This is a genomic window from Hyphomonas sp. (assembly GCF_041689225.1).
Taxonomy (GTDB): Bacteria; Pseudomonadota; Alphaproteobacteria; order Caulobacterales; family Hyphomonadaceae; genus Hyphomonas.
This window is the reverse complement of sequence record NZ_JBDNGN010000128.1, coordinates 13,866-34,446: the sequence shown is the minus strand read 5'-3', so window position 1 is coordinate 34,446 and position 20,581 is coordinate 13,866. Positions and strand designations below refer to the sequence as shown.

At 61.4% G+C, this 20,581-nt stretch carries 20 protein-coding genes; 13 read left to right on the top strand and 7 right to left on the bottom strand.

Annotated features, from left to right (window positions below):
- Positions 1-124 precede the first annotated feature (124 nt).
- Complete coding sequence (locus ACESNB_RS12940; RefSeq protein WP_373007944.1) at positions 125-1,303, bottom strand: trans-acting enoyl reductase family protein; 1,179 nt, start codon at positions 1,301-1,303, stop codon at positions 125-127.
- A 124-nt stretch (positions 1,304-1,427) separates the two neighbouring features.
- Between ACESNB_RS12940 and ACESNB_RS12935 the strand changes: the two genes are divergently transcribed.
- The 7 genes from ACESNB_RS12935 (at position 1,428) to ACESNB_RS12905 (ending at position 9,425) form a co-directional block, all read left to right on the top strand.
- On the top strand, positions 1,428-2,786 hold the full coding sequence (locus ACESNB_RS12935) for an ABC1 kinase family protein (protein WP_373007942.1): 1,359 nt from the start codon (positions 1,428-1,430) through the stop codon (positions 2,784-2,786).
- Positions 2,787-2,840: 54 nt separating this feature from the next.
- Positions 2,841-3,293, top strand: coding sequence for a PaaI family thioesterase (locus ACESNB_RS12930; RefSeq protein ID WP_373007940.1), 453 nt, complete (start codon positions 2,841-2,843; stop codon positions 3,291-3,293).
- 71 nt (positions 3,294-3,364) lie between these two features.
- The gene (gene hisS, locus ACESNB_RS12925) at positions 3,365-4,837 is read left to right on the top strand and encodes a histidine--tRNA ligase (RefSeq protein WP_373007938.1); all 1,473 of its coding nucleotides are present in this window, start codon (positions 3,365-3,367) and stop codon (positions 4,835-4,837) included.
- Positions 4,834-5,964, top strand: a complete 1,131-nt coding sequence (locus ACESNB_RS12920) for an ATP phosphoribosyltransferase regulatory subunit (protein WP_373007936.1) — start codon at positions 4,834-4,836, stop codon at positions 5,962-5,964. Before hisS ends, ACESNB_RS12920 begins: the two co-directional genes overlap by 4 nt.
- Positions 5,961-6,707, top strand: a complete 747-nt coding sequence (hisG, locus tag ACESNB_RS12915) for an ATP phosphoribosyltransferase (protein WP_373007934.1) — start codon at positions 5,961-5,963, stop codon at positions 6,705-6,707. The genes ACESNB_RS12920 and hisG overlap by 4 nt, the downstream gene beginning before the upstream one ends.
- A 680-nt stretch (positions 6,708-7,387) precedes the next feature.
- On the top strand, positions 7,388-8,581 hold the full coding sequence (locus ACESNB_RS12910; RefSeq protein WP_373007932.1) for an aspartate aminotransferase family protein: 1,194 nt from the start codon (positions 7,388-7,390) through the stop codon (positions 8,579-8,581).
- A gap of 7 nt (positions 8,582-8,588) precedes the next feature.
- Positions 8,589-9,425, top strand: a complete 837-nt coding sequence (locus ACESNB_RS12905; protein WP_373007930.1) for a carbon-nitrogen hydrolase family protein — start codon at positions 8,589-8,591, stop codon at positions 9,423-9,425.
- On the opposite strand, the gene ACESNB_RS12900 is transcribed toward ACESNB_RS12905, so the two are convergent.
- Positions 9,422-10,567, bottom strand: coding sequence for a carboxynorspermidine decarboxylase (locus ACESNB_RS12900; protein WP_373007928.1), 1,146 nt, complete (start codon positions 10,565-10,567; stop codon positions 9,422-9,424). The two genes, ACESNB_RS12905 and ACESNB_RS12900, sit on opposite strands and share 4 nt — an antisense overlap.
- A 101-nt stretch (positions 10,568-10,668) precedes the next feature.
- Positions 10,669-11,907, bottom strand: a complete 1,239-nt coding sequence (locus ACESNB_RS12895) for a saccharopine dehydrogenase family protein (protein ID WP_373007926.1) — start codon at positions 11,905-11,907, stop codon at positions 10,669-10,671.
- A gap of 227 nt (positions 11,908-12,134) precedes the next feature.
- Between ACESNB_RS12895 and ACESNB_RS12890 the strand changes: the two genes are divergently transcribed.
- Positions 12,135-12,389 (top strand): GlsB/YeaQ/YmgE family stress response membrane protein, encoded by a 255-nt coding sequence (locus tag ACESNB_RS12890; RefSeq protein WP_373007924.1) that lies wholly within the window; start codon positions 12,135-12,137, stop codon positions 12,387-12,389.
- A gap of 124 nt (positions 12,390-12,513) precedes the next feature.
- Here the strand turns inward: ACESNB_RS12890 and ACESNB_RS12885 are convergent, their stop codons facing one another.
- Positions 12,514-12,705 carry a hypothetical protein gene (locus ACESNB_RS12885; protein ID WP_373007922.1) on the bottom strand — a complete coding sequence of 64 codons (192 nt, stop codon included), beginning with the start codon at positions 12,703-12,705 and terminating at the stop codon, positions 12,514-12,516.
- Between the two features lie 193 nt (positions 12,706-12,898).
- Between ACESNB_RS12885 and argF the strand changes: the two genes are divergently transcribed.
- The 4 genes from argF (at position 12,899) to ACESNB_RS12865 (ending at position 16,098) form a co-directional block, all read left to right on the top strand.
- On the top strand, positions 12,899-13,837 hold the full coding sequence (gene argF / locus ACESNB_RS12880) for an ornithine carbamoyltransferase (RefSeq protein ID WP_373007920.1): 939 nt from the start codon (positions 12,899-12,901) through the stop codon (positions 13,835-13,837).
- Positions 13,838-13,908: 71 nt separating this feature from the next.
- The gene (locus ACESNB_RS12875; protein WP_373007918.1) at positions 13,909-14,856 is read left to right on the top strand and encodes a radical SAM protein; all 948 of its coding nucleotides are present in this window, start codon (positions 13,909-13,911) and stop codon (positions 14,854-14,856) included.
- 55 nt (positions 14,857-14,911) lie between these two features.
- Positions 14,912-15,070: a hypothetical protein gene (locus ACESNB_RS12870; protein WP_373007916.1), complete on the top strand. Its 159-nt coding sequence runs from the start codon at positions 14,912-14,914 to the stop codon at positions 15,068-15,070.
- A gap of 95 nt (positions 15,071-15,165) precedes the next feature.
- Positions 15,166-16,098 (top strand): Hsp33 family molecular chaperone HslO, encoded by a 933-nt coding sequence (locus ACESNB_RS12865; protein WP_373007914.1) that lies wholly within the window; start codon positions 15,166-15,168, stop codon positions 16,096-16,098.
- 23 nt (positions 16,099-16,121) lie between these two features.
- On the opposite strand, the gene ACESNB_RS12860 is transcribed toward ACESNB_RS12865, so the two are convergent.
- Positions 16,122-17,615 carry a M20 family peptidase gene (locus ACESNB_RS12860; RefSeq protein WP_373007912.1) on the bottom strand — a complete coding sequence of 498 codons (1,494 nt, stop codon included), beginning with the start codon at positions 17,613-17,615 and terminating at the stop codon, positions 16,122-16,124.
- 119 nt (positions 17,616-17,734) lie between these two features.
- On the opposite strand from ACESNB_RS12860, the gene ACESNB_RS12855 reads away from it, so the two are divergent.
- On the top strand, positions 17,735-19,105 hold the full coding sequence (locus ACESNB_RS12855) for an MFS transporter (RefSeq protein WP_373007910.1): 1,371 nt from the start codon (positions 17,735-17,737) through the stop codon (positions 19,103-19,105).
- Here the strand turns inward: ACESNB_RS12855 and ACESNB_RS12850 are convergent.
- Both ACESNB_RS12850 and ubiG read right to left on the bottom strand, forming a co-directional pair.
- A complete protein-coding gene (locus ACESNB_RS12850; protein WP_373007908.1) occupies positions 19,102-19,716 on the bottom strand; it encodes a DUF924 family protein in 615 nt (204 codons plus the stop codon). The two genes, ACESNB_RS12855 and ACESNB_RS12850, sit on opposite strands and share 4 nt — an antisense overlap.
- Positions 19,713-20,489: a bifunctional 2-polyprenyl-6-hydroxyphenol methylase/3-demethylubiquinol 3-O-methyltransferase UbiG gene (gene ubiG, locus ACESNB_RS12845; RefSeq protein ID WP_373007906.1), complete on the bottom strand. Its 777-nt coding sequence runs from the start codon at positions 20,487-20,489 to the stop codon at positions 19,713-19,715. The genes ACESNB_RS12850 and ubiG overlap by 4 nt, the downstream gene beginning before the upstream one ends.
- Positions 20,490-20,581 lie beyond the last annotated feature (92 nt).

Genomic DNA, 20,581 nt, shown 5'->3' with positions numbered 1-20,581 from the left:
GCGCGTGGCCGGACCTTCGGGGCCGGCGAGGTTGAGGCGGTGAACGACTCTCAGGTTGCGACCGCGATCAGGAGCGGACGCGGGCGCTATAGCCTGAAAAAAGGGCGCTTGTCACCCTTTTGCCTCATTTGTCGATGTTGAACGTCAATCCGGCATGCGATTCTAGCCGGCCAACCAGTGTGAGACCCATGGCAGCAGCAGGCGTGTAGATGCCACCGCCGAGGTCGGTGCAATCCTTGACGAGGCAGATGGCCGCTTCGGAAATGATCTTGGAGGTCGATCCGTAACCGGGGTCCTTGTCGCCCGTGACAGTGGCCCTGAGGCGATCGCCGTTCTTGGTGATGCCGAGTAGGGCGAAATCATACAGACCGGCCTCGCGCTCTTCTTTCGACGGGCCTTCGCCAGGCTTGGGACCGTCGTCTCCGCCCATCGTGTTGCTTTTGGCAACCATCTCGGCCGCTGCCTTGCCGGCCTCGCCGGGACCCGTCAGCATCATCTCGTCATAGACAAAGTCGTTGCCATAGGGGTGGCCCATGACCGCGTTGGAGCGATGAATGTTCTTGGTGTTGATCGGCGCCATGATGAACGGAGCCACCCAGGAACCGAAATCGTCATCCTCTTGCACGGACATGCCGTGTGGCTGGTCCGGGCCTTCAAAACCGCCGGTCAGCGAAAACGGATTGCGCAACACCGCCATGACGGCGGGATCGCGCATAGCCCGGGCCATACTCTCGCGGCCTGAGGCCGCGGTGCCGCCGGAGAACGTGCCCTTCATCTTGCGCATGCGCCCCTTCACCCGGACCGCCGGGGTGCCGAACTCGCGCATCGCCTCGTTCTGGAGGAACAGGACGCCAAGATCGAAAGGAATGGAGTCGAAGCCGCACGAGAAGACGATGCGTGCGCCGCTCTTTTTCGCCGTGTCTTCGTAGGCCGCAATCATGTCATGCATCCATGCGACTTCGCCGGACAGGTCGACATAGTCAGTGCCATTGGTGGCGCAGGCCTCGACCAGGGGCGTGCCGTAGAGCTGGTAGGGGCCGACCGTGGTCAGGACACAGCGGGCGGACTTGACCATGGCGTCCAGCGACGCCGGGTCGGACGCATCAGCGACGATCAATTCAACGGATTTCGGGATGCCCATTTCGTCGCGCACGGTCTTGAGCTTGTCGAGCGACCGCCCGGCCATGGCCCAGCTTACGTCCTTGCCGACGCCATAGGTGGTATTCATGTACTCGGCCACGAGGCGGCCGGTGAATCCGGTGGCTCCATAGATGACGACATCATAGTTTGCAGATGGGTTCATGGGGCGGCCTCCAGCACGTTCAGGCATCAGACTTGCCTTACTAGCGCAGCCGCTGCAACTGCCGCGCCGGTCTTTTGCAAATGTCGCACCTGCCAATCGGCGGGAAACCGCCTATATCGCATGTATGACCGATACGCCCGACGTGCCCGATCCGGAACGCAACCGATTGAGCGGGCGACTCGCGCGAACGGCGAAAGTGGGCGCGAACCTGTCGGGCGCCGGCATCAGCTTCGCGGCAAATTCCCTGTTTGGCGGTGATCAGGGCGACGAGCGGATCGCGAAGGCGCTGGCCGCCGCGCTGGGGCGTTCCAAGGGGCCATTGATGAAGGTCGCCCAGATGGTGTCGACCATCCCGGATTTCCTGCCAGCCGAATATGCCGCTGAACTTGGCCAGCTTCAGGCGCAGGCGCCCGCCATGGGGTGGCCCTTCGTCAAGCGCCGGATGCGGGCGGAACTTGGCCCTGACTGGCTGTCACTGTTCAACACGTTCCGGAAGGACGCGTCTCACGCGGCTTCGCTGGGCCAGGTGCACGACGCGCGAATGCATGATGGCCGGCGCGTCGCCTGCAAGCTGCAATACCCGGACATGTCGAGCGCGGTGGAATCGGATGTCGGTCAGCTGAAAGCCATGCTCGGCCTGTTCAAGCGCATGGACGGATCGATCGATCTCACCGAGATGGTCGGCGAAGTCACCGACCGTCTCCGCGAGGAACTCGATTACGGGCGCGAAGCGAAGCATATGGCGCTGTATGCGGGAATGCTCACCGACAAGGACTTCGTCCAGGTGCCTGAACCCGTGCCGGAATTATCGACCGATCGCCTCCTGACGATGACCTGGCTGGACGGCGAGCGCCTCGATGCCTTCGAGGGCGCAGCGCAGGAAACCCGCGACCACATCGCCGAAATGCTGTTTTGGACCTGGTGGGGTCCGTTCAATGGCCATGCCGTCATCCATGGCGACCCACATCTCGGCAATTACCAAGTCACCGGCGGCGGCAGCGGCATCAACCTGCTGGATTTCGGCTGCATCCGCGTGTTCCCGCCAACCTTCGTGGAAGGCGTGGTCGATCTCTACCGCGCCATGCTGGCGGAGGATTTCGATGCCGCCTATGCGGCGTATGAGAAATGGGGCTTCCAGAACCTATCTCGCGAACTGGTCGAGGTGCTGAATATCTGGGCGCGCTTCATCTATGGTCCGCTGCTAGACGACCGGGTGCGCAGTGTCGCCGATGGCGTGTCGGCAGGCGAATATGGCCGCAAGGAAGCGTTCCAGGTCCGCCGCCTGCTCAAGGAGAAGGGCCCGGTGAAAATTCCCCGCGAGTTCGTCTTCATGGACCGGGCGGCGATCGGCCTTGGCGCGGCCTACCTGCGCCTGAAAGCGGAAGTGAACTATCACCGCCTGTTCGAGGAAAGCCTCGAAGGCTTTGACGTGAAAACTGTCGCTGCGCGGCAGGCGGCGGCGCTCTCCTCCGCCGGACTTTGAGGATCGTCGCAAACGGGCTGGCAAATCGGTTCGGACGGCGCTATTCCGCATTCCATGACCGATGATTTTACCAGAAGCCAGACATTCGAAATCCCTGAAGGCTATGTGCACCTGCCCTGGCACCGCGGCTTTGGCCGACAGGTCGGCCCACTGTTCGAGAAGCGGGATGCGACTGGCCTTACCCGTGCCTTCAAGGTCGAGGAGCATCACACCAATGGCATGATGAACGCACATGGCGGCATGCTGATGACCTTCGCCGACATGGCCTGGGGCGGCGCGGTGGAGAAGAATGAGGACACGTGGTGGGTCACTATCCGCCTGATGTGCGATTTCCTGTCCGGGGCGACTCTTGGCAGTTTTGTCGAGGGCAATGGCAAGGTTGTTGGTGTGGCGGAAGATATTGTGACCGTCGAGGGACGTATCTGGACCGGCGAAAAGCTGCTGATGCGGGGCACAGGCATCTTCAAGCTGATCCCCCGCCGGGAAGGCATGCCCGGCCGGGGCTAGCCCTGATCGGCCTTGCCCCGGCTCCCCCTGTCCGCTAGTGCGGGCGCCGGAACTCACAAAGGCCCCGTCTCATGTCTGATGCCCCCCTTACCGGCAAGGATCTCGCCCGCAAGCCGCGCGGTTTTCCCGACAAGCGCGAGGCGCTGATCCATGCGCAGGCTGAACTCGTCGAGAAGGTCACGGCCGTTTACCGCCAATGGGGCTTCGAGGCGCTGGAAACGGGCGCGTTCGAATATGCGGATGCGCTGGGCAAGTTCCTGCCAGACGACGACCGTCCCAATGCGGGTGTGTTCTCGCTGCAGGACGATGACGAGCAATGGATGGCCCTGCGCTATGACCTGACGGCGCCGCTGGCGCGGTTTGTCGCCGAGGCTGGCCAGACGCTTGGCCGCCCTTTTCGGCGCTATGCGGCCGGCCCTGTCTGGCGCAATGAGAAACCAGGCCCCGGCCGCTTCCGTGAATTCTGGCAATGCGATGCCGACACCGTCGGCGCGCCCGGCTTCCATGCCGATGCCGAGATGGTCGCGATGGGCGCCGAAGCCCTGCGCGCGGTGGGCATGGAGACCGGTGAATTCGTCATCCGCGTGAACACGCGCCGCCTGCTGAACGGTGTACTCGAAAGTGTGGGAGCGGCCTCTGCGGGCACGCGTCTCGCGATCCTGCGCGCGCTCGACAAGCTGGACCGGCTGGGTTCGGGCGGCGTGGCCGACCTGCTTGGCAAGGGCCGCCTCGACGAGAGTGGCGACTTCACCAAGGGCGCAGGCCTTGGGGACACGGAAGTCAAAGCCGTGCTCGCCTTTGCCGAGGCGGGCGCCAAGACCCGGGTGGAGACACTCGCGAACCTGTCGAAGGCTGCAGGCAATAGCGAAGAAGGCAAGGCCGGCCTTGCCGAACTTGAATCCATCGCGATGGCGCTGGAAGCGCTGGGTACGCCGGAAGGCGATGTCGTCATCGACCCGTCTGTCGTACGCGGCCTCGAATACTATACCGGCCCGGTCTATGAGGCTGAATTGCTGCGCGAAGTCGTCGGTGACGATGGCAAGACATACCGCATTGGCTCGATCGGCGGTGGCGGGCGTTATGACGACCTGGTGGCCCGATTCACTGGCGAGACAGTTCCGGCGACCGGCTTCTCCATAGGTATTTCACGACTTGCTTCGGCGCTGGCGATCATGGGCGAAACGACGAAGCTGGACGGTCCGGTCGTGGTGCTGAACCTCGACAAGGAAAACCCTTCTGTGGCGCTTGAGATCGCGGCAGACCTTCGCCGCGCAGGGCTCCGGGCCGAAGCCTATATGGGCCCTTCGGGCATGCGCCCGCAGATGAAATATGCGGATCGTCGCGGCGCCCCTGCCGTGGTCATGGTTGGCGGTGATGAACTCGCCAAGGGCACGGTCACGATCAAGGACCTCGAAATGGGCGTGCTCAAAGCCAAGGCGATCCAGTCGAATGAGGAATATCGCGAAGCACGGCCAGGCCAGATCGAAGTGCCGCGCGCGGAAATGGTGGACGCTGTCCGCCGCATCGTCGAGGCGCAGGGATGACGCCGGAGCAGGTTGTCGAAGCGGCGAGCGCAGTCTTTGCGCGAACGGGTGCGCGGTCGGTCGACCCCGCCTACGTTCTCGCATCTGACATTCCCCTCGAGCTCTCTGGCGAAGCCGTGCGCGCGCGGCTCTGCGTCTTCACCGATCATCGCGGTAATGAAATGGTGATGCGTCCGGACCTCACCCTGCCGGTGGCGGGCCTGGAAGCCGAGCGTCTCGCCTCCGGCGATAACGGTCCCGAAGCCTACAACTATGCGGCCCGGGCCTTCCGCCTGCCGGCCTCGCCGGATGACCCTATGGAATTCACGCAAGTGGGTTTTGAACGGTTCGGACGCCCGTCGACGCCTGAGGAGGATGCCGACGCGTTCGCACTCGTGCAGTCGGCTGTTGCGGCGTGCGGCATCAATGACTGGCGCATGGTCATGGGCGATCTCGCCGTGTTTCCGGCATTTGTGGATGCGCTGGGGCTCGCGGGGGTGACAGCAGAGCTCCTGAAGCGCGCCTTCCGTCAAGAAGGGGGCGTGGCCGAGTTGCTGGCGGGTGCGCCATCGGCGCCGGAGGTCGACCTGGCCCACCGGTTGTCGGATGCCGCCCCGGACGCAGCCGAAACAATGTATCTTGCGGCCATTCGCGACCGTGCAATCCCGATGATCGGGACACGCTCGGTGGCAGAGATTGTCGACGGCCTCAAGGCCAAGGCCGCTGCAGCAGACGCCGGCGGCGTGCCCGAAGATGCGCGTCGGGCGATTGCTGCGCTTGCAAGTGTGAACTGCGCTGCGCAAGCTACAGCCGTAGTGCTCTCGGGCATCGCACGTGAGCACGGCCTTGCAGCCGTCGATCCTGTGATCGAACGCCTGGCGCGCCGCGTGGACACGATCATTTCAGCAGTGCCGCGCGTGAGCGAGGCGGGCAGGTTCCGGTCCGGCTTCGGGCGGCGCTTCACCTATTATGACGGCTTTGTCTTCGAGACCTTCGCGGGCGCGCTCGGCGAGCGTCAGCCTATCGCGTCAGGCGGGCGCTATGACGGCCTGATCGCGGGCCTGTCGGGTGGCCGGGCGAAAGTTTCGGGCATCGGCGGTGTCGTGCGACCCGACCGGGTCGTCCGTGCACGGGAGAGCATGTCATGAGCAAGCTGTCCTTCGCCATTCCATCCAAGGGTCGTCTCAAGGAAAAGACCGAACAATGGCTCTCGGAACTCGGATTTCCCGTCAGCCAGATTGGCGGCGAGCGCGGTTACCAGGCCGAGATTTCCGGGCTGGGCGAGGTTGAGATGCGTCTCATGTCCGCCCGTGAAATTGCGCAAGGGTTGATCGAGGGCAGCCTGCACGCTGGTGTGACGGGTGAAGACCTGTTGCACGACCTGGCGCCGGAAGGCGCAAGTGACTTTCGGGTTGTCCAGCAGCTTGGTTTTGGGGGTGCGGATGTAATCGTCGCGGTGCCGCAGGCCTGGCTCGACGTCGATACGATGGCTGATCTTGAAGCTGCGGGCGCGGCCTTTCGCAAGCTGCATCATCGGCGCCTGCGGGTGGCAACAAAATACATGCGCCTGACCCGGCGGTTCTTTGCGGCCAAATCGGTCGGAGAATACCGGCTGGTCGAAAGTGCCGGGGCGACGGAAGCGGCGCCAGCAACCGGGGCAGCTGACGTCATTGTCGATATAACGTCGACGGGCGCGACCCTGCGCGCGAACGGATTGAAAATCCTGGATGATGGCGTAATTCTCAAGAGCGAAGCCTCGTTCGCGCTGTCGCCGACAGCGGACTGGAGCGAGGCCGCGCGGGCCTCATGTTCGCGCCTCCTGGAACGGATAGAACCGCGTTCAACCTCGGACGCCAAAAATTTGTTGAACACATTCTTGACACATGTGTGAAACTCGTGCCGTATGAATAGGCAAGTTTCTGGGAGGAAACGCTGCAAACGGTGGAGAGGCGCGAGATCCTGTTTCAGGTCTTGCGCCTCTTTCCGTTTTGGAGGTGTGTTCAGGTCGAGTCTTCCGCCGTGTGTCAGGGGAACACGTGGCAGTGTGAGAGCCAAGACGAACCGAAACAACGGCTCAGGTGAGGTAGGGGGCGTTTTGGACATTGTGCCCGGACCGCCTTTGATTACCGATTAACAATATGTGATTATCGGTAATCGTCAACAACTGTTATCGTTTTTCAATTAATATTTTGTAATCGTCAGATATCACCTGTTTGGCTGGCATCACCTGAATACGTTCAGATGCGCTTGCCGGAGTCGTTGGAATCGACGGTAGTCCGAACGAACGGGCGCGTGGCCGGGTTGCCACGACCCTTGTTCGAATGATCGTTCGTAAACTGAGTGGTGCTCCTGTCCGAAAGCACCAGCGGGCCATTGTCGCTGGGATAGAAGACGGTTCCATTTCTGGTGGATCGCCAAAAGACGCCCCGAATGATTCGCTTGCGGAGGACCAACCTGCCTTGCGCCCGGCCGACAATTTACCGGGATCGGCGGCGCATGAGTTGACTTCCCAAGAGCGTCTCGCCAAGCGTATCGCCACCACTTCACACTTGCGCACCGCAGGGAGCATTCATGACCGATCCACGCCAGCACATCATGCCCGTCTACCGCCCGCCGGAAGAGGTGTTCGTCGAAGGAAAAGGGCCATACCTTTTCACCGAAGACGGCACACGCTCTCTCGACTTCATTGCGGGCATCGCAGTGACGGCACTCGGCCATGCCCACCCGGCTTTGGTTGATGCCCTGCGTGACCAGGCCGGCAAGCTGTGGCACACGTCCAACATGTTTCGCGTGCCTGCTGCTGAGCAACTGGCCGACAAGATTTGCCGCGACACGTTCGCCGACCGCGTCTTCTTCACGAACTCCGGCACGGAAGCGGTCGAGTGCGCGATCAAGACCGCGCGCAAATACCACTGGGCCAATGGACGTGAAGAACGCATCGACATCATCACTTTCACGGGTGCATTCCATGGTCGCTCGCTCGGTGCGATCAATGCCGGTGGCAACCCGAAATATCTGGAAGGTTTCGGACCGAAGCTCCCGGGTTTTGTTCATCTCGAATGGGGCGACCATGAAGCCCTGAAAGAAGCGGCCGCCAGCCCAACCGCAGCCGCTATCTTCGTCGAACCTGTTCAGGGAGAGGGCGGCGTGCGTGCCATGCCAGACCAATGCCTGATCGGTCTGCGCGAGCTGTGCAACGCGCATGGTATCCTGATGATCCTTGACGAGGTCCAGTGCGGCATGGGCCGCACCGGCAAACTGTTCGCGCATGACTGGGTCGAGGGCGCCGAGCCAGACATCCTATGTGCCGCGAAAGGTATTGGCGGCGGTTTTCCGTTTGGTGCCTGCCTGACGACCGAAGCCTGCGCCGAGCATATGCAGCCCGGCAGCCACGGGTCGACCTATGGCGGCAATCCGCTCGCTATGGCCGTCGGGAACGCGGTATGGGATATCATCGCGAACGAGGATTTCCTTGCCGAAGTGCGTCGTGTCTCCGGCACATTGGCTCAGGGCCTGAAGAGTCTGGCCGACAGCCACCCGGACAAGGTGGAAGGCGTCACCGGCAAGGGACTGCTCACCGGCCTCAAAATGAAAGCGGACCCAAAATCGCTACAGGGACTGTGCCGCGAGAATAACCTCCTCGTGGGTGTAGCCGGGGCCAATGTGTTGCGCCTCGCCCCGCCGTTGATCATTACCGATGAACACGTGCGGGAAGCGACGGGCATAATTGATGCCGCGCTGACAGAATGGGTACTGCTGGCCTGAGGTCCGTATGACGCGTCTCAGAGCCGCCTGTGTGCAGATGCGATCCGGTACCGAAGTGGCGCCGAACATCGCGGCTGCGTCGGGTCTGGTGCGCCAGGCGGCCGCGGCAGGCGCTATGCTGATCGCGACCCCGGAGATGACCAGCCTGCTCGACATCCGGCCGGGTATGGCGCGGCCCAAGGTCGTGGCGCAGGATGATGACGCGACGCTGGCGGCGTTCCGGGCGCTCGCAGTCGAGCTTGGCGTCTGGCTGCTGCTTGGCTCCATCGCCGTGACGCTTGAGGGTGACGACCGGTTTGCCAACCGGTCATTCCTTATCGGGCCGGACGGCAAGATCATCACGCAATACGACAAGATCCACATGTTCGATGTCGAGGTCGGTGATGGCCAGACCTATCGCGAATCCCGCGCTTACCGGCCGGGCACGTCAGCAGTGCTTGCGGAAACATCCATTGGTCCCATCGGCATGACCATCTGCTACGACCTGCGCTTTCCGGCGCTCTACAGGACGCTGGCACAGGCCGGGGCGCAGATACTGACAGCCCCGGCAGCTTTTACACGCGTGACCGGCGAGGCGCACTGGCATGTGTTGCTGCGGGCGCGCGCTATCGAGACGGGCTGTTTCGTGATTGCTCCTGCGCAGGGCGGCAAGCACGCAGATGGCCGCGAGACATTCGGCCACTCGCTGATTATCTCGCCCTGGGGGGAGATACTTGCGGAGGCTGATGGCGACGAACCGGGAGTCATCTGGGGCGATATCGACCTTGAGCAGGTCGCTATGGCGCGGGCGCGCATCCCGTCACTTGGCAATAACCAGATGAACCATCTGGAAGGTGGCGCCTAGCGCCCCAGGCGCCGGCGGAATTCCTCGTAGCCGAAATCGGTCAGCGGTTCGACGACGCCGTCTTCCCAGCGCACGGCGAGGTTGGCGAGCGGCGTGCCGTTGAACGTGTTGGTCTTGACGAAGCTGTAGTGCATCTGGTCGGTGAAGATCAGCTGCTGGCAGGGCACGAGCGGTTCGGGAAAGGAATAGTCGCCGATCACGTCGCCGGTCATGCAGGTCTTGCCGCCGAGGCGGTAGGTGTGAGTGAGTTCGCCTGCCTCGCCCGCGCCGATGATATCGGGCCGGTAGGGCACTTCCAGAACGTCGGGCATGTGGGTCGAGGCTGAGGCGTCGAGAATGGCAAGGTCCATCTCGTTCCGGTGAAGGGCCAGCACGGTGGCGTACAGTTCGCCCGTGTTGACGACGAGTCCCGCGCCGGGCTCCAGAACGACCTCGACGTCGAACTTCGCCTTGAACGCCTTGATGGCCGCGATCAGCGCATCGACATCATAGCCCGGCTTGTTGAGGAAATGGCCGCCGCCGAAATTCACGGCGGAGACCTGTTCGATATATTTTCCGAAATTGTCCGCCACGAATTCGATCAGGCCGACCGAGCCTTCGTGCAGGCTCTCGCATAGGGCGTGGACATGGAAGATGTCGACGCCGGACCAGTCGACGCTGTCCAGCATGGCGGGTACTTCGCCGAAGCGGCTGCCGGGGGCGGTGGGGTTATAGAGGTCGCCGCCGAGTGTCGCATTGGAATAGCCGGGGTTCACCCGCAGGCCGACCTTGCAGCTCGCGTCCCGAGCAATTGCGCCGAAGCGCATGAGCTGTTCGTCCGAATTGAAATAGATGTGCTGGGCGACCTTGGTCAGGCGGCGCACTTCGTCTTCCGTATAGGCTGGCGAATAGACATGTACTTCCTTGCCGAATTCCGCGTGGCCCATGATCGCTTCATGCTCGCCGCTCGCCGTGGTGCCATCGAGATACTCGCGCATCATCGGGAACACGGCGGGCATCGCGAACGCCTTGGTGGCGAGCAGCACTTTGCAACCGGCCTCCTCACGCACGCGGCGGGCCGTCTCGAGGTTGGACCGGAGGCGGGCGACGTCGAGGACGAAGGCGGGAGTGGGGATATTTTCGGGAAGGGAAGCAGAGGTCATGTCATTGGACTCATTCAAGAGGTGCGTTCACCCTGGGCGAAGTCGAAGGGCGGGCGCAGGCTTGCAGCGCATTCCGCCCGAGTCTCGTCCTTCGACTTCGCTCAGGATGAGGCCTTTGGTGAAGATCTGGTTTTCACGGCAAACAGTTCATCCTGCGCGCCGGGCTCCAAGTCCACAATCGTCGTCGGCAGGCCGCGTTTGGCGACGTCATCCAGGAACGGTTTCGCAGGGAACTGTTCGACGTTGAACACGCCCTTGCCGCTCCAGATGCCGTCAAAGAACATCTTTGCGCCGGAAACGGGTGGGACGCCGGTCGTGTAGGAAACAGCCTGTGCGGAGACTTCCCTGTTGGTCTCGGCATGGTCGGAGACGTTGTAGAGCATCTTTGTCATCGGCTTGCCATCCTTCTTGCCACGGATGATCACGCCGATTGACGTCTTTCCAGTATAGCCTTCGGCGAGCGATGACGGCACGGGCAGCAGGTCCTTCAGGAATTCCATCGGTATGATGTCCATCCCCTTGTGCTTGATCGGCTTGAGCCCGATCAAGCCGATGCTCTTGAACACTTCAAGGTGCTTGATGTACTCGGGGCCGAACGTCATCCAGAAGCGAATCTGTTTCAGGCCCTTGATGTTCTTGACGAGGCTTTCCTCTTCCTCGTGATAGATGAGGTAGGAGGCGCGCGGGCCGACTTCGGGATAGTCGATGTCACACTTGATCGACAGGGCAGGGATTTCGATCCACTTGCCGTCTTTCCAGTATTTCCCGTCCTGCGTCACTTCACGGATGTTGATTTCCGGATTGAAGTTCGTCGCGAACGTCTTGCCATGATCGCCGGCATTGCAGTCGACGATGTCGATATACTCTATCTCGTCGAACAGTTCCTGCTGGGCATAGGCGCACCAGATGTTCGAGACGCCCGGATCGAAGCCGCAGCCGAGAATGGCGGTGATGCCTTTCTCGACGAACCTGTCCTGGTAGGCCCACTGCCAGCTGTATTCGAACTTGGCGATCTCGCGTGGCTCGTAATTGGCGGTGTCCATATAGTTGGTGCCGGTCTCGACGCAGGCGTCCATGATCGGCAGGTCCTGATAGGGCAGGGCCATGTTGATCAACAGGTCCGGCTTCACCTTGTTGATGAGCGCGGCGACCTCGGCAACATTGTCGGCATCGACCTGCGCGATCTCGATCGGCGTGTTGCACAACTTTGCCACTTTCTCGCAGCTCTCGATGCGGCGCGAGGCCAGTGTGATGTGCTTGAACGTGTCGCGGTCCATGGCGCATTTTTGCGCGACGACAGAGCCGGCCGCGCCAGCGCCGATGATGAGTACGGTGTCCATTAGTCCTGTCTCTCCTGAGATTAGAGGGGCCGGTGGGCTTGCCCGTGACATAGGGCAAAGTACGGGCCTTCGCCAGTGGAGAGATGAGGGGCGCACTGTGTCGGGCGGAGCGACAAGCCGGCCTGCGTTCGGTCGTGATGGCGTGCGGGGCGAAAGGCGCCGAGAGTGACCCGCACTGTAATGAAATGGCCGCATGTGCAGCCTGACAATATGCGAGGAAACGCAAAATGACCCTTGAAAGCCTTATTGTTTTTCTGTTGATCGGCGCTGTCGCTGGCTGGCTGGCCGGACTCATTGTGAAGGGGTTCGGTTTCGGCATCATTGGCAATATCGTCGTCGGCATCGTCGGCGCCTTCATTGCCGGCTACCTCTTCCCCGCCCTCAATGTGAGCCTCGGGGCAGGCATTGTCGGCGCCATAATCCATGCCACGATAGGTGCCGTCCTCCTGCTGCTCGTCGTCCGGGTCTTGAAGCGGGCCTGAGGCTCCGAACTGGGAAAACAGGCGATCCTTCGCCAGTGAATACGTGAGAGAAGTGCCGCGACGCGGGACAAGGCGTCTGGGAGGAAACGCACGTCCCGTTCCCGCGCCGCGGCATGGGCGGAGTTCAGGCGGCGCGACCAGGCATTTCGAGCCGCATGATCTCCGACGTCAGCCACGCGTAGTGCCGCTCGAGGCGCGTCACCATCGCGATTTCGATCTCGGGCCGACAAGCGAGTTCCTCGCGCCAGGCTTCCAGTACCCGCACTTGCTGTCTAAGCCAGCATAGCATCGCGGCGTCATCTATGGGTATGCACATCGTTGAAGACCTCCGGCAATCGATTTGAGAATCATTCGCATTTCTTCGTGGCACAGCGCGAGTGCACGTGCAAGTCATTCTCAAAGTATGGCGACATGGTAACGTCCAGCTTACCTCAACGGGCGGTTCACTGGCGCTGAAGTGGGAAACGCGCTATCTCCCGCGCTTCTTTTTCCAACGGGAGCGCCCGCCGATGACTAGACCTCCGGCCCCACGCCATTTCCTCGACATCTGGCATCTCGAGTCGGCTGAGTTGCGTGCGATCCTCGACGAGGCCCATCGGGCCAAGAAGGCGCGGGCTGGGTGGCCAAAAGGCAGGGTCGATACTGGCGCGCCGCTGGAAGGCCACACACTGGCAATGATCTTCGAGAAATCGTCGACCCGTACGCGTTTTTCCTTCGACATGGCGATGCGCCAGCTCGGCGGCAGTTCGATCACTGCCACCAATAGTGACATGCAGCTTGGCCGTGGCGAGACAATTGAAGACACCGCGCGCGTCCTGTCGCGCTATGTCGACGCCGTTATGATCCGCGCCAATGACCATAGCGATGTCGAGACATTTGCCGAGTTCGCCAGCGTCCCCGTAATCAACGGCCTGACGGATCGTTCTCATCCCTGCCAGATCATGGCTGACCTTCAGACGCTTGAGGAAAATGGCCTGACCCTGCGCGGGGCCCGCATCGCCTGGGTTGGCGATGGCAACAATGTCTGCGCCAGTTTCCTGCATGCGGCGGCGAAGTTCGGCTTCTCGCTGGCGATCGGTACGCCACAACGTTTCGCGCCGGACGACGAGGATGTCGAAATCGCGCGTGAACTGCAGGCGCGGATCGACCTCTATGAAACGGCTGAGGAAGCTGTTGCCGGGGCCGATGTCGTGATTGCCGACACATTCGTGTCCATGGGCGACCAGGATGGCGACCGGCGTCTTGAAATTCTCGAACCCTACGCAGTCACCGGGGACCTGATGGAACTCGCCGCCGGGGGCGCGAAATTCCTTCATTGCCTGCCAGCCCACCGCGGCGAGGAAGTGGATGCCGACATTATCGACGGCCCACAATCGCTGGTCTGGGACGAGGCCGAGAACCGCCTGCACGCCCAGAAAGCGATCCTGCGCTGGTGCCTCGACAAGTAGCCGCTTCACGCGCGATCACTTATGCGCGAAACGGCTGGCGCTTTGGCGTCGCCTGCGGTTAGACAGGCCCGATGCCTCACACAGTCTTTCCTCGCGAGAAGTTCGCCGATCCGCACACAACCGCCAAGGGCGAGATCCGTGCCAGCGTCGATTGGCGTGGTCTCAAAACGCTGTGGCTGAACACTGGCACGCTCTGCAATATTGAATGCGCGAACTGCTACATCCTGAGTTCGCCCTCGAACGACCGGCTGGTTTATCTGAGGCTGTCGGACGTGACGCCGTTCCTTGACGAGATCGACGCGCTTGGCGAAGGCGCCAAGGAAATTGGCATCACGGGTGGCGAGCCCTTCATGTGCCCGGATATCCTGGCGATCATGGAAGCGGTTTTGGAGCGTGGCCATCGCCTGCTGCTGCTGACGAATGCCATGCGTCCAATGATGCGTCCACGTATCCAGGCGGGTCTTGCGGCGATTCATGCTCGCTTCGGTGACCGGATGGTTTTGCGCATCTCGCTCGATTCCTATGACAGGGCTTTGCACGATGCAGAGCGCGGCGATGGTGCCTTCGCCGAGGCCAGCAAGGGGCTCGCATGGCTGGCAGGGCAGGGCATTCAGGTCGCGCTCGCCGGGCGGCAGTCACTTCACGAAGACGACACCGATGCGCGCGTCGCCTATGGTGAGATGGCAACGCGCCTCGGTCTCAGGATCGATCCATCCGATGCGTCACAGCTCGTCCTTTTCCCCGAAATGATCGCCCGCGACGACCCGCCGGAAATCACCACGGCTTGTTGGCAGATTCTCGGCAAGGACCCGGCTGACATCATGTGTTCCAGCCAACGCATGGTCATCCGCCGCAAGGGCGCGACGCGGGCCTCTGTGACGGCGTGTACGCTGCTAGTGGACGATCCTGCGTTTGAACTCGGTGTCACGCTGGCCGAAGCGACAGCGGCTCCAGTCAAGCTGAACCATGCCTGGTGCGCGAGCTTCTGCGTGCTGGGTGGAGGAAGCTGCTCGGCCTGACCGATAAAACGGAACAATTTGGTTCATCATGCGCTGTGATTGCAGGAGCATTTTGATGATCGACAACAACACACACAGCGACGAACGTCAGGAAATTGACACAGAGGACGCCCGTCAGGCCCGGCGCATGCCCGGACTAATATGGGTCCTGGTCGGCGGTATCATTTTGGCTATTGTGGGTTTTGCCCTCAGTGCACTCTTTGGGGCCGGCTGATTCGCAGCAGGCGCAGATAGCGCTTGCACGCAGCCCTTGTCGATAAGGGTTCGGACTGCCACATGGGGCCTTCCACGCCCGTCCGAAAGCCAACCATGCCCGATACTGCCCGTCCCGACAGCGACTTCGTCGTCAACTTCCAGATCGACCAGCGCCCCGTGCGCGGCCGGGCCGTTCGCATGGGTGCTGAAAGCCTATCGCCGATCCTGCACCGCCACGACTATCCGCCACATCTTGCCCGCATACTGGGCGAAGCCGTGACATTGGCCGCAATGGTCGGCGCCTCTTTGAAGTTCGAGGGGCGGATTCTCGTGCAGGCCGAAGGCGATGGTCCGGTGTCGATGCTGGTCGGCGAATACCGAACCGATGGCGGCGTACGCGGCTACGCCAAGTTCGATGCTGATCGCTGGGACCATCTTGAAAAGGTCAACAAGGGCGCTGCCCCGCACATGCCGCAACTGTTCGGACCGAGCGGACGCCTGGCCCTCATCTTGATCCAGGACGATCCCTCGGTCGCGCCTTATCAGGGCGTCGTGCCGCTGGAAAAAGGTACATTGTCGGAATGCGCCGAAGACTATTTTACCCAGTCCGAACAGGTGCCGAGCCGAATCAAGCTGGCCGTCGCCGAGCTTGACCGGAAAGGCGAAGCGCCGATCTGGGTCTCCGGCGGCATGATGGTGCAGCGGATTGCAAGCGATGAAGCCCGCGGCGACACATCAGAAGTGTGGCGTGAAGCCGAAGCCTTTTTCGGCACGCTCAGCGATGCCGAACTCGTAGATCCCGACCTTGCTGTGCCTGATCTCCTGTTCCGCCTGTTTCACGAACAAGGTGTGCGGATGGAAGACCGGGTCGACCTCACTGATCGCTGCACGTGCAACGAGGAGCGCCTGATCGGCACACTTGAGTCGATGCCCGATGATGCCTTGCACGAGATGGTCGAACCGGACGGAACCCTGGTGATCGATTGCCAGTTCTGCGCCCGCCACTATGTCGTGCCGATCGACAACGTCACCGGCCCGGTCAGCTAGTCAGCCCATACGGCACGCCCGGACTATTGGTCCGGGCCGTCCATGCCGAGGATGATCTGGGCATAGCCTTTCGACAATCGCCCCATGTTCTCGATGGAGATGCGCTCGTTCGTGCCATGGAAACCTGTCAGGTCGGCCGGCGAGAGGACGGACGGGGCAAACCGGTAGATATTGCTGGTGATGGCGGCAGCGTAGCGCGAATCCGTGGCGCCCAGCACCAGTCCCGGCGCGGCAGGTGCGCCACTGCCAGCCGCTTCGGCAACGCTGGCCAGCACGGCATAAGCGCGGTTGTCAGTCGGCGAGACAGGCGAGGCAGGGGTGTTGATGCCGTCTCCGCCTGTTTCGACTTCAATTCCTTCAATGCCTGCCGTGACGGCCTTCACATGTTCAATCACGCTGTCTGGTGTGTCATTGGGATGTACACGGAAGTTCACCGTTGCAACAGCGCGCTGCGGCAATACGTTTTCCTTGGCAGATCCGCGCAGCATGGTCGGCGCGGTTGTCGTGCGGACCATTGCATTGCCGGCAGCGTTATCGGCGAGCGATGACTCGACCATCCCCTGGAACAGCCAGAGGTTCGCCATCGCCATGCGCTGGGTGAAGGGCATGTCCTTGCCTGCGGCGCGGAACAGGTCGGAGATAGGCGGTTTGTTGAAATCGGCCGGCATCTGGTTCTCTTCGAGGGCGAGGATCGCCCGTGCGAGATTGACGTTTGCGGAGTTCCGGGGCGGGGTCGACGAGTGCCCACCTTGCGCGACTGCCGTGACATTGACGGTCACGTAACCCTTTTCTGAGACCCCGATAATGCCCATCGGCTTGCCTGTGAGTGGCGAGGGATCGATGACCATGAAGCCTTCGTCGAGTGCCATTTCAGGTTCGACGCCGCGCGACTTGAGCAGGGCGATACCGGCCTCAGCCCCCGAGCCCAGCACTTCTTCATCATGTCCGAACATGAAAAGAACGGTTCGCTTCGGCTGGAAGCCGGTGGCCGCGAGGGCGTCTGCCGCCTCCATCAGGCCGACAAGGTTGCCTTTGTCGTCGATTGCGCCGCGACCATAGATATAACCGTCAATGATCTCGCCGGCGAAGGGGGCGCCGGTCCAATCGGATTCGGTGCCCATATTCACAGGCACGACGTCCTGATGGGCCATCAGCAGGATCGGTTTCAGCGCTGGGTCGCTGCCTTGCCAAGTGTAGAGAAGCGTTAATGTGCCGGGGACGATTTCGCGTGTCATGGCGGCGTGAGCAGCAGGATAGGTTTCAGACAACCAGTCGTGAAGCGCGAGCCATTCGCCATCCTGGCCCGGACGGGGATCGCCACCAGACAATGTGACTGTCTTGAACTGGATGATTTCAGACAGGTGGTAGGCAGCTGATTCTGCAGAAATTGCAGGGGTATCGGGCAATTCCACCCGCTGCCCGACCGGCTCGCCGCCATAGGTGAACGTGCGCACGATAATAATTGCGACGATCAGGACGATCAGTCCCAACGCTCCCAAGATCAGTTTTTTCAGCATGTCCAGCCATCCCTTTGTCCGATTACGGGGAACGGTTGCGGCTCGCGCGTCACCCGTCAAGGCGCAGGGGCGTAAAAAAATGACTTGGCCGTCACGTTTAGCTTGGGCACGTTAGCCGGATGATCCAGCCATCTTCCCAACGCCTCTCGCTGCCACGCGTTCTTGCCTTTTCGAGTCTCAGCATCCCGCTCGCTGGCGTTGGCCTGCCGCTGGCGGTGTACCTCTCGCCACTTTATGCCAATGAGGTCGGGCTTGGTCTGGAAATGACGGGCCTCCTGTTCATGCTGTTGCGGTTCTGGGACGTCTTTACCGATCCCGTCATGGGCTATTTGGTGGATCGTTACCGGAGTCCGCTGGGCCGGGTGCGTCACTGGATCCTGCTCAGCATACCGCTGCTCGCGATCGCGACTTATTTTGTCTACATGCCGCCGCGCACTGGCGTCGGCCCGGCCTATTTTGTCGGGTGGATGCTGCTCTTCTATGTCGGGTTCACGCTGCTGCAGACATCACGTTCTGCATGGGTGCCGGCCATCGCAACGACGTATGACGAACGCTCCCGCCTGTTCCTGTGGCCAGAGATCGTGAGCACGCTGTCCATGCTGACGCTGCTGGCGTTGCCGGCGCTGTTGCCATTGTTCGGATTTGAACTCGATCGTTTCGGGCAGGTTGCCGTGATGGGCGTCGTTCTGCTCGTTTCCTTGCCCGTGGCGGGCGCCCTGTCATTCTTCTTCGTGCCGGACCGGCCCGTGCCGGGGGACCAGGGCCATGCCATGAAATTCGAGCTGAAGCCCATTCTGGCCGCCCTGAAGAACCAGATGTTCGGTCGCTTGCTCGCGATGGAATTGCTGGCTGGCACAGCCATCGCGGTCACTGCCGCGAATTACCTTTTTGTCGCCGAATACGTGTTTGGGCTGACCGGTGTCCAGTCCAGCCTGATCCTGATGATCTTCTTTATCGTGGCCGTTGCGGCCATGCCGCTCTGGTTGTTGCTGGCGAAGCGAACGGAAAAGAATGTTGCCTTTCGCGCGGCGACGATGATGTCGGCGCTCAGCTATATCCTCTACTTCTTTTTCGGACAGGTCGGCGGGTTCTGGCCCCTGCTTGTCGGGGCCGTCATCAACGGCGCCGCGTTCAGCGCACCGATCATCCTGACCAGATCCATGACGGCAGATGTGGTCGAATGGCATACTTCAAGGACCGGAGAAAACCGTGCCGGTATTTATTATTCGATCCTGACCAGCGCCTACAAGATCGGCTCAAGCCTGGCTTTCGGCGTCGGGTACCTGATGGTAGGCCAGTTGGCAGGGTTCCATCCGGGCGAGCCGAATACGCCCGAAGCGATCAACGGATTGCTGATGATCTTCTGCCTGTTGCCGGGGGTGCTGTATCTCGGCGCGTCATACGCATCCTGGACCTACCCCTTGTCACGCGCGATGCAGATGGACGTGGCCAAGAGCCTAGACCCTCGCGGCCCCCAGACACTCGACTAGAAGCCGCTGCCGGGCTTGGCAAGGTAGGCAAGTTCCTTCGAAGTGGAGGTCCTGGCCAGCACCTCGTTGCGGTGTGGGAAGCGGCGGAATTGTTCGATAACTGCCTGGTGGGCATAGGCGTATTCGAGCGTACTTTCCGTTAGTTTCCTGAAATCGCTGCGGGCATCTTTATGCAGCGCTGAAAACATCTCGACGGCGCGGGTCTGGTCGCCGATATCTTCTGAATGTTCGAGGGGCAGATAGAAGAAGATGCGTTCAGCCTCACTGAGCGTCAGGTCTTCGCGACGGGACAGTCCTTCCTTGCACAGGCGAAGGGCGAGCGCGTCCTGTGAAAACGCGCGGGGGCTGTCGCGAAACAGGTTCCGGCTGAACTGGTCCAGGACAATGATAGCGGCCAACCGTTCGCGCGCGCCACGGCCGGACCAATCGTCGGCCAATGGTCCGGCGGCCAGCGTTTCGAGCAAGGACAGGAACTTCTTGCGAAGATCGGAGTCGATCTTCGCTGACTTGGCAAACCACATCTTGTTTTTCGACGTCGCCGACTCGGCGGAATTTCCCGCCTCGCCGATCCAGAAATCGAGTACGTCCTTCGGAGCAGGAAGTGCGGTCATGTGGCAGGCCTCTTGGAGACGACCATAAAATTGACGGCGGTGTCGTTGGATAGCACCCATGAACCCGAGAGAGGTTTGTAGGATACGCCGGTTGCGGGTTCGGGTTGCATTCCTGCAGCGTGCAACGCCGTGCGCACTTCTTCCGGCGTGACGAATTTCGACCAGTCATGCGTGCCGCGTGGCAACCATCCGAGAATGTACTCGGCGCCAATCACAGCCGTGGCGAGCGCCTTAGCCGTGCGGTTGAGGCTTGCCACGATCATGAGGCCGCCGGGCCGGACAAGACTGGCGGTATCGATCAGGAATTGGTGGGCGTCGGCGACATGTTCGACGACTTCCAGATTGAGGACCATGTCGAATGGCGCCTCGCCTGAGTCGATCAGCCCTTCGGCGGTGCCCGCACGATAGTCGATTTCCAGGCCCTGTTCCTGGGCGTGGGTCAGGGCGGTCTTGATATTGGCTTCGGACGCATCGACCCCCGTCACCTTGGCACCGAGGCGCGCCATGGGTTCGCAGACGAGGCCGCCACCACATCCAATATCGAGCAGACGCAGGTCTTCGAGTGGTTTGAGCTTGCCCGCCGGAATCCCGAAATGGGCTTCCGCGGTGTCCCGGATGAACTTCAGCCGGACGGGGTTGAACCGGTGCAGGGGTTTGAACTTTCCAGTGGGGTTCCACCAGTCAGCGGCCATGGCGGAAAACTTGGCGACTTCGTCAGCGTCGATGCTCGGCGTACTAGGCGCTGCGCGCGAGCCTTCAATTGTTTTTACCATCCTCTGGCGTTCCTGTTTGATCCGCGCTGAACTTAACCCTATGAGGACGCATATAAAGGGCAATCCCTTCGGTTTATAGGATATGGGGCGAA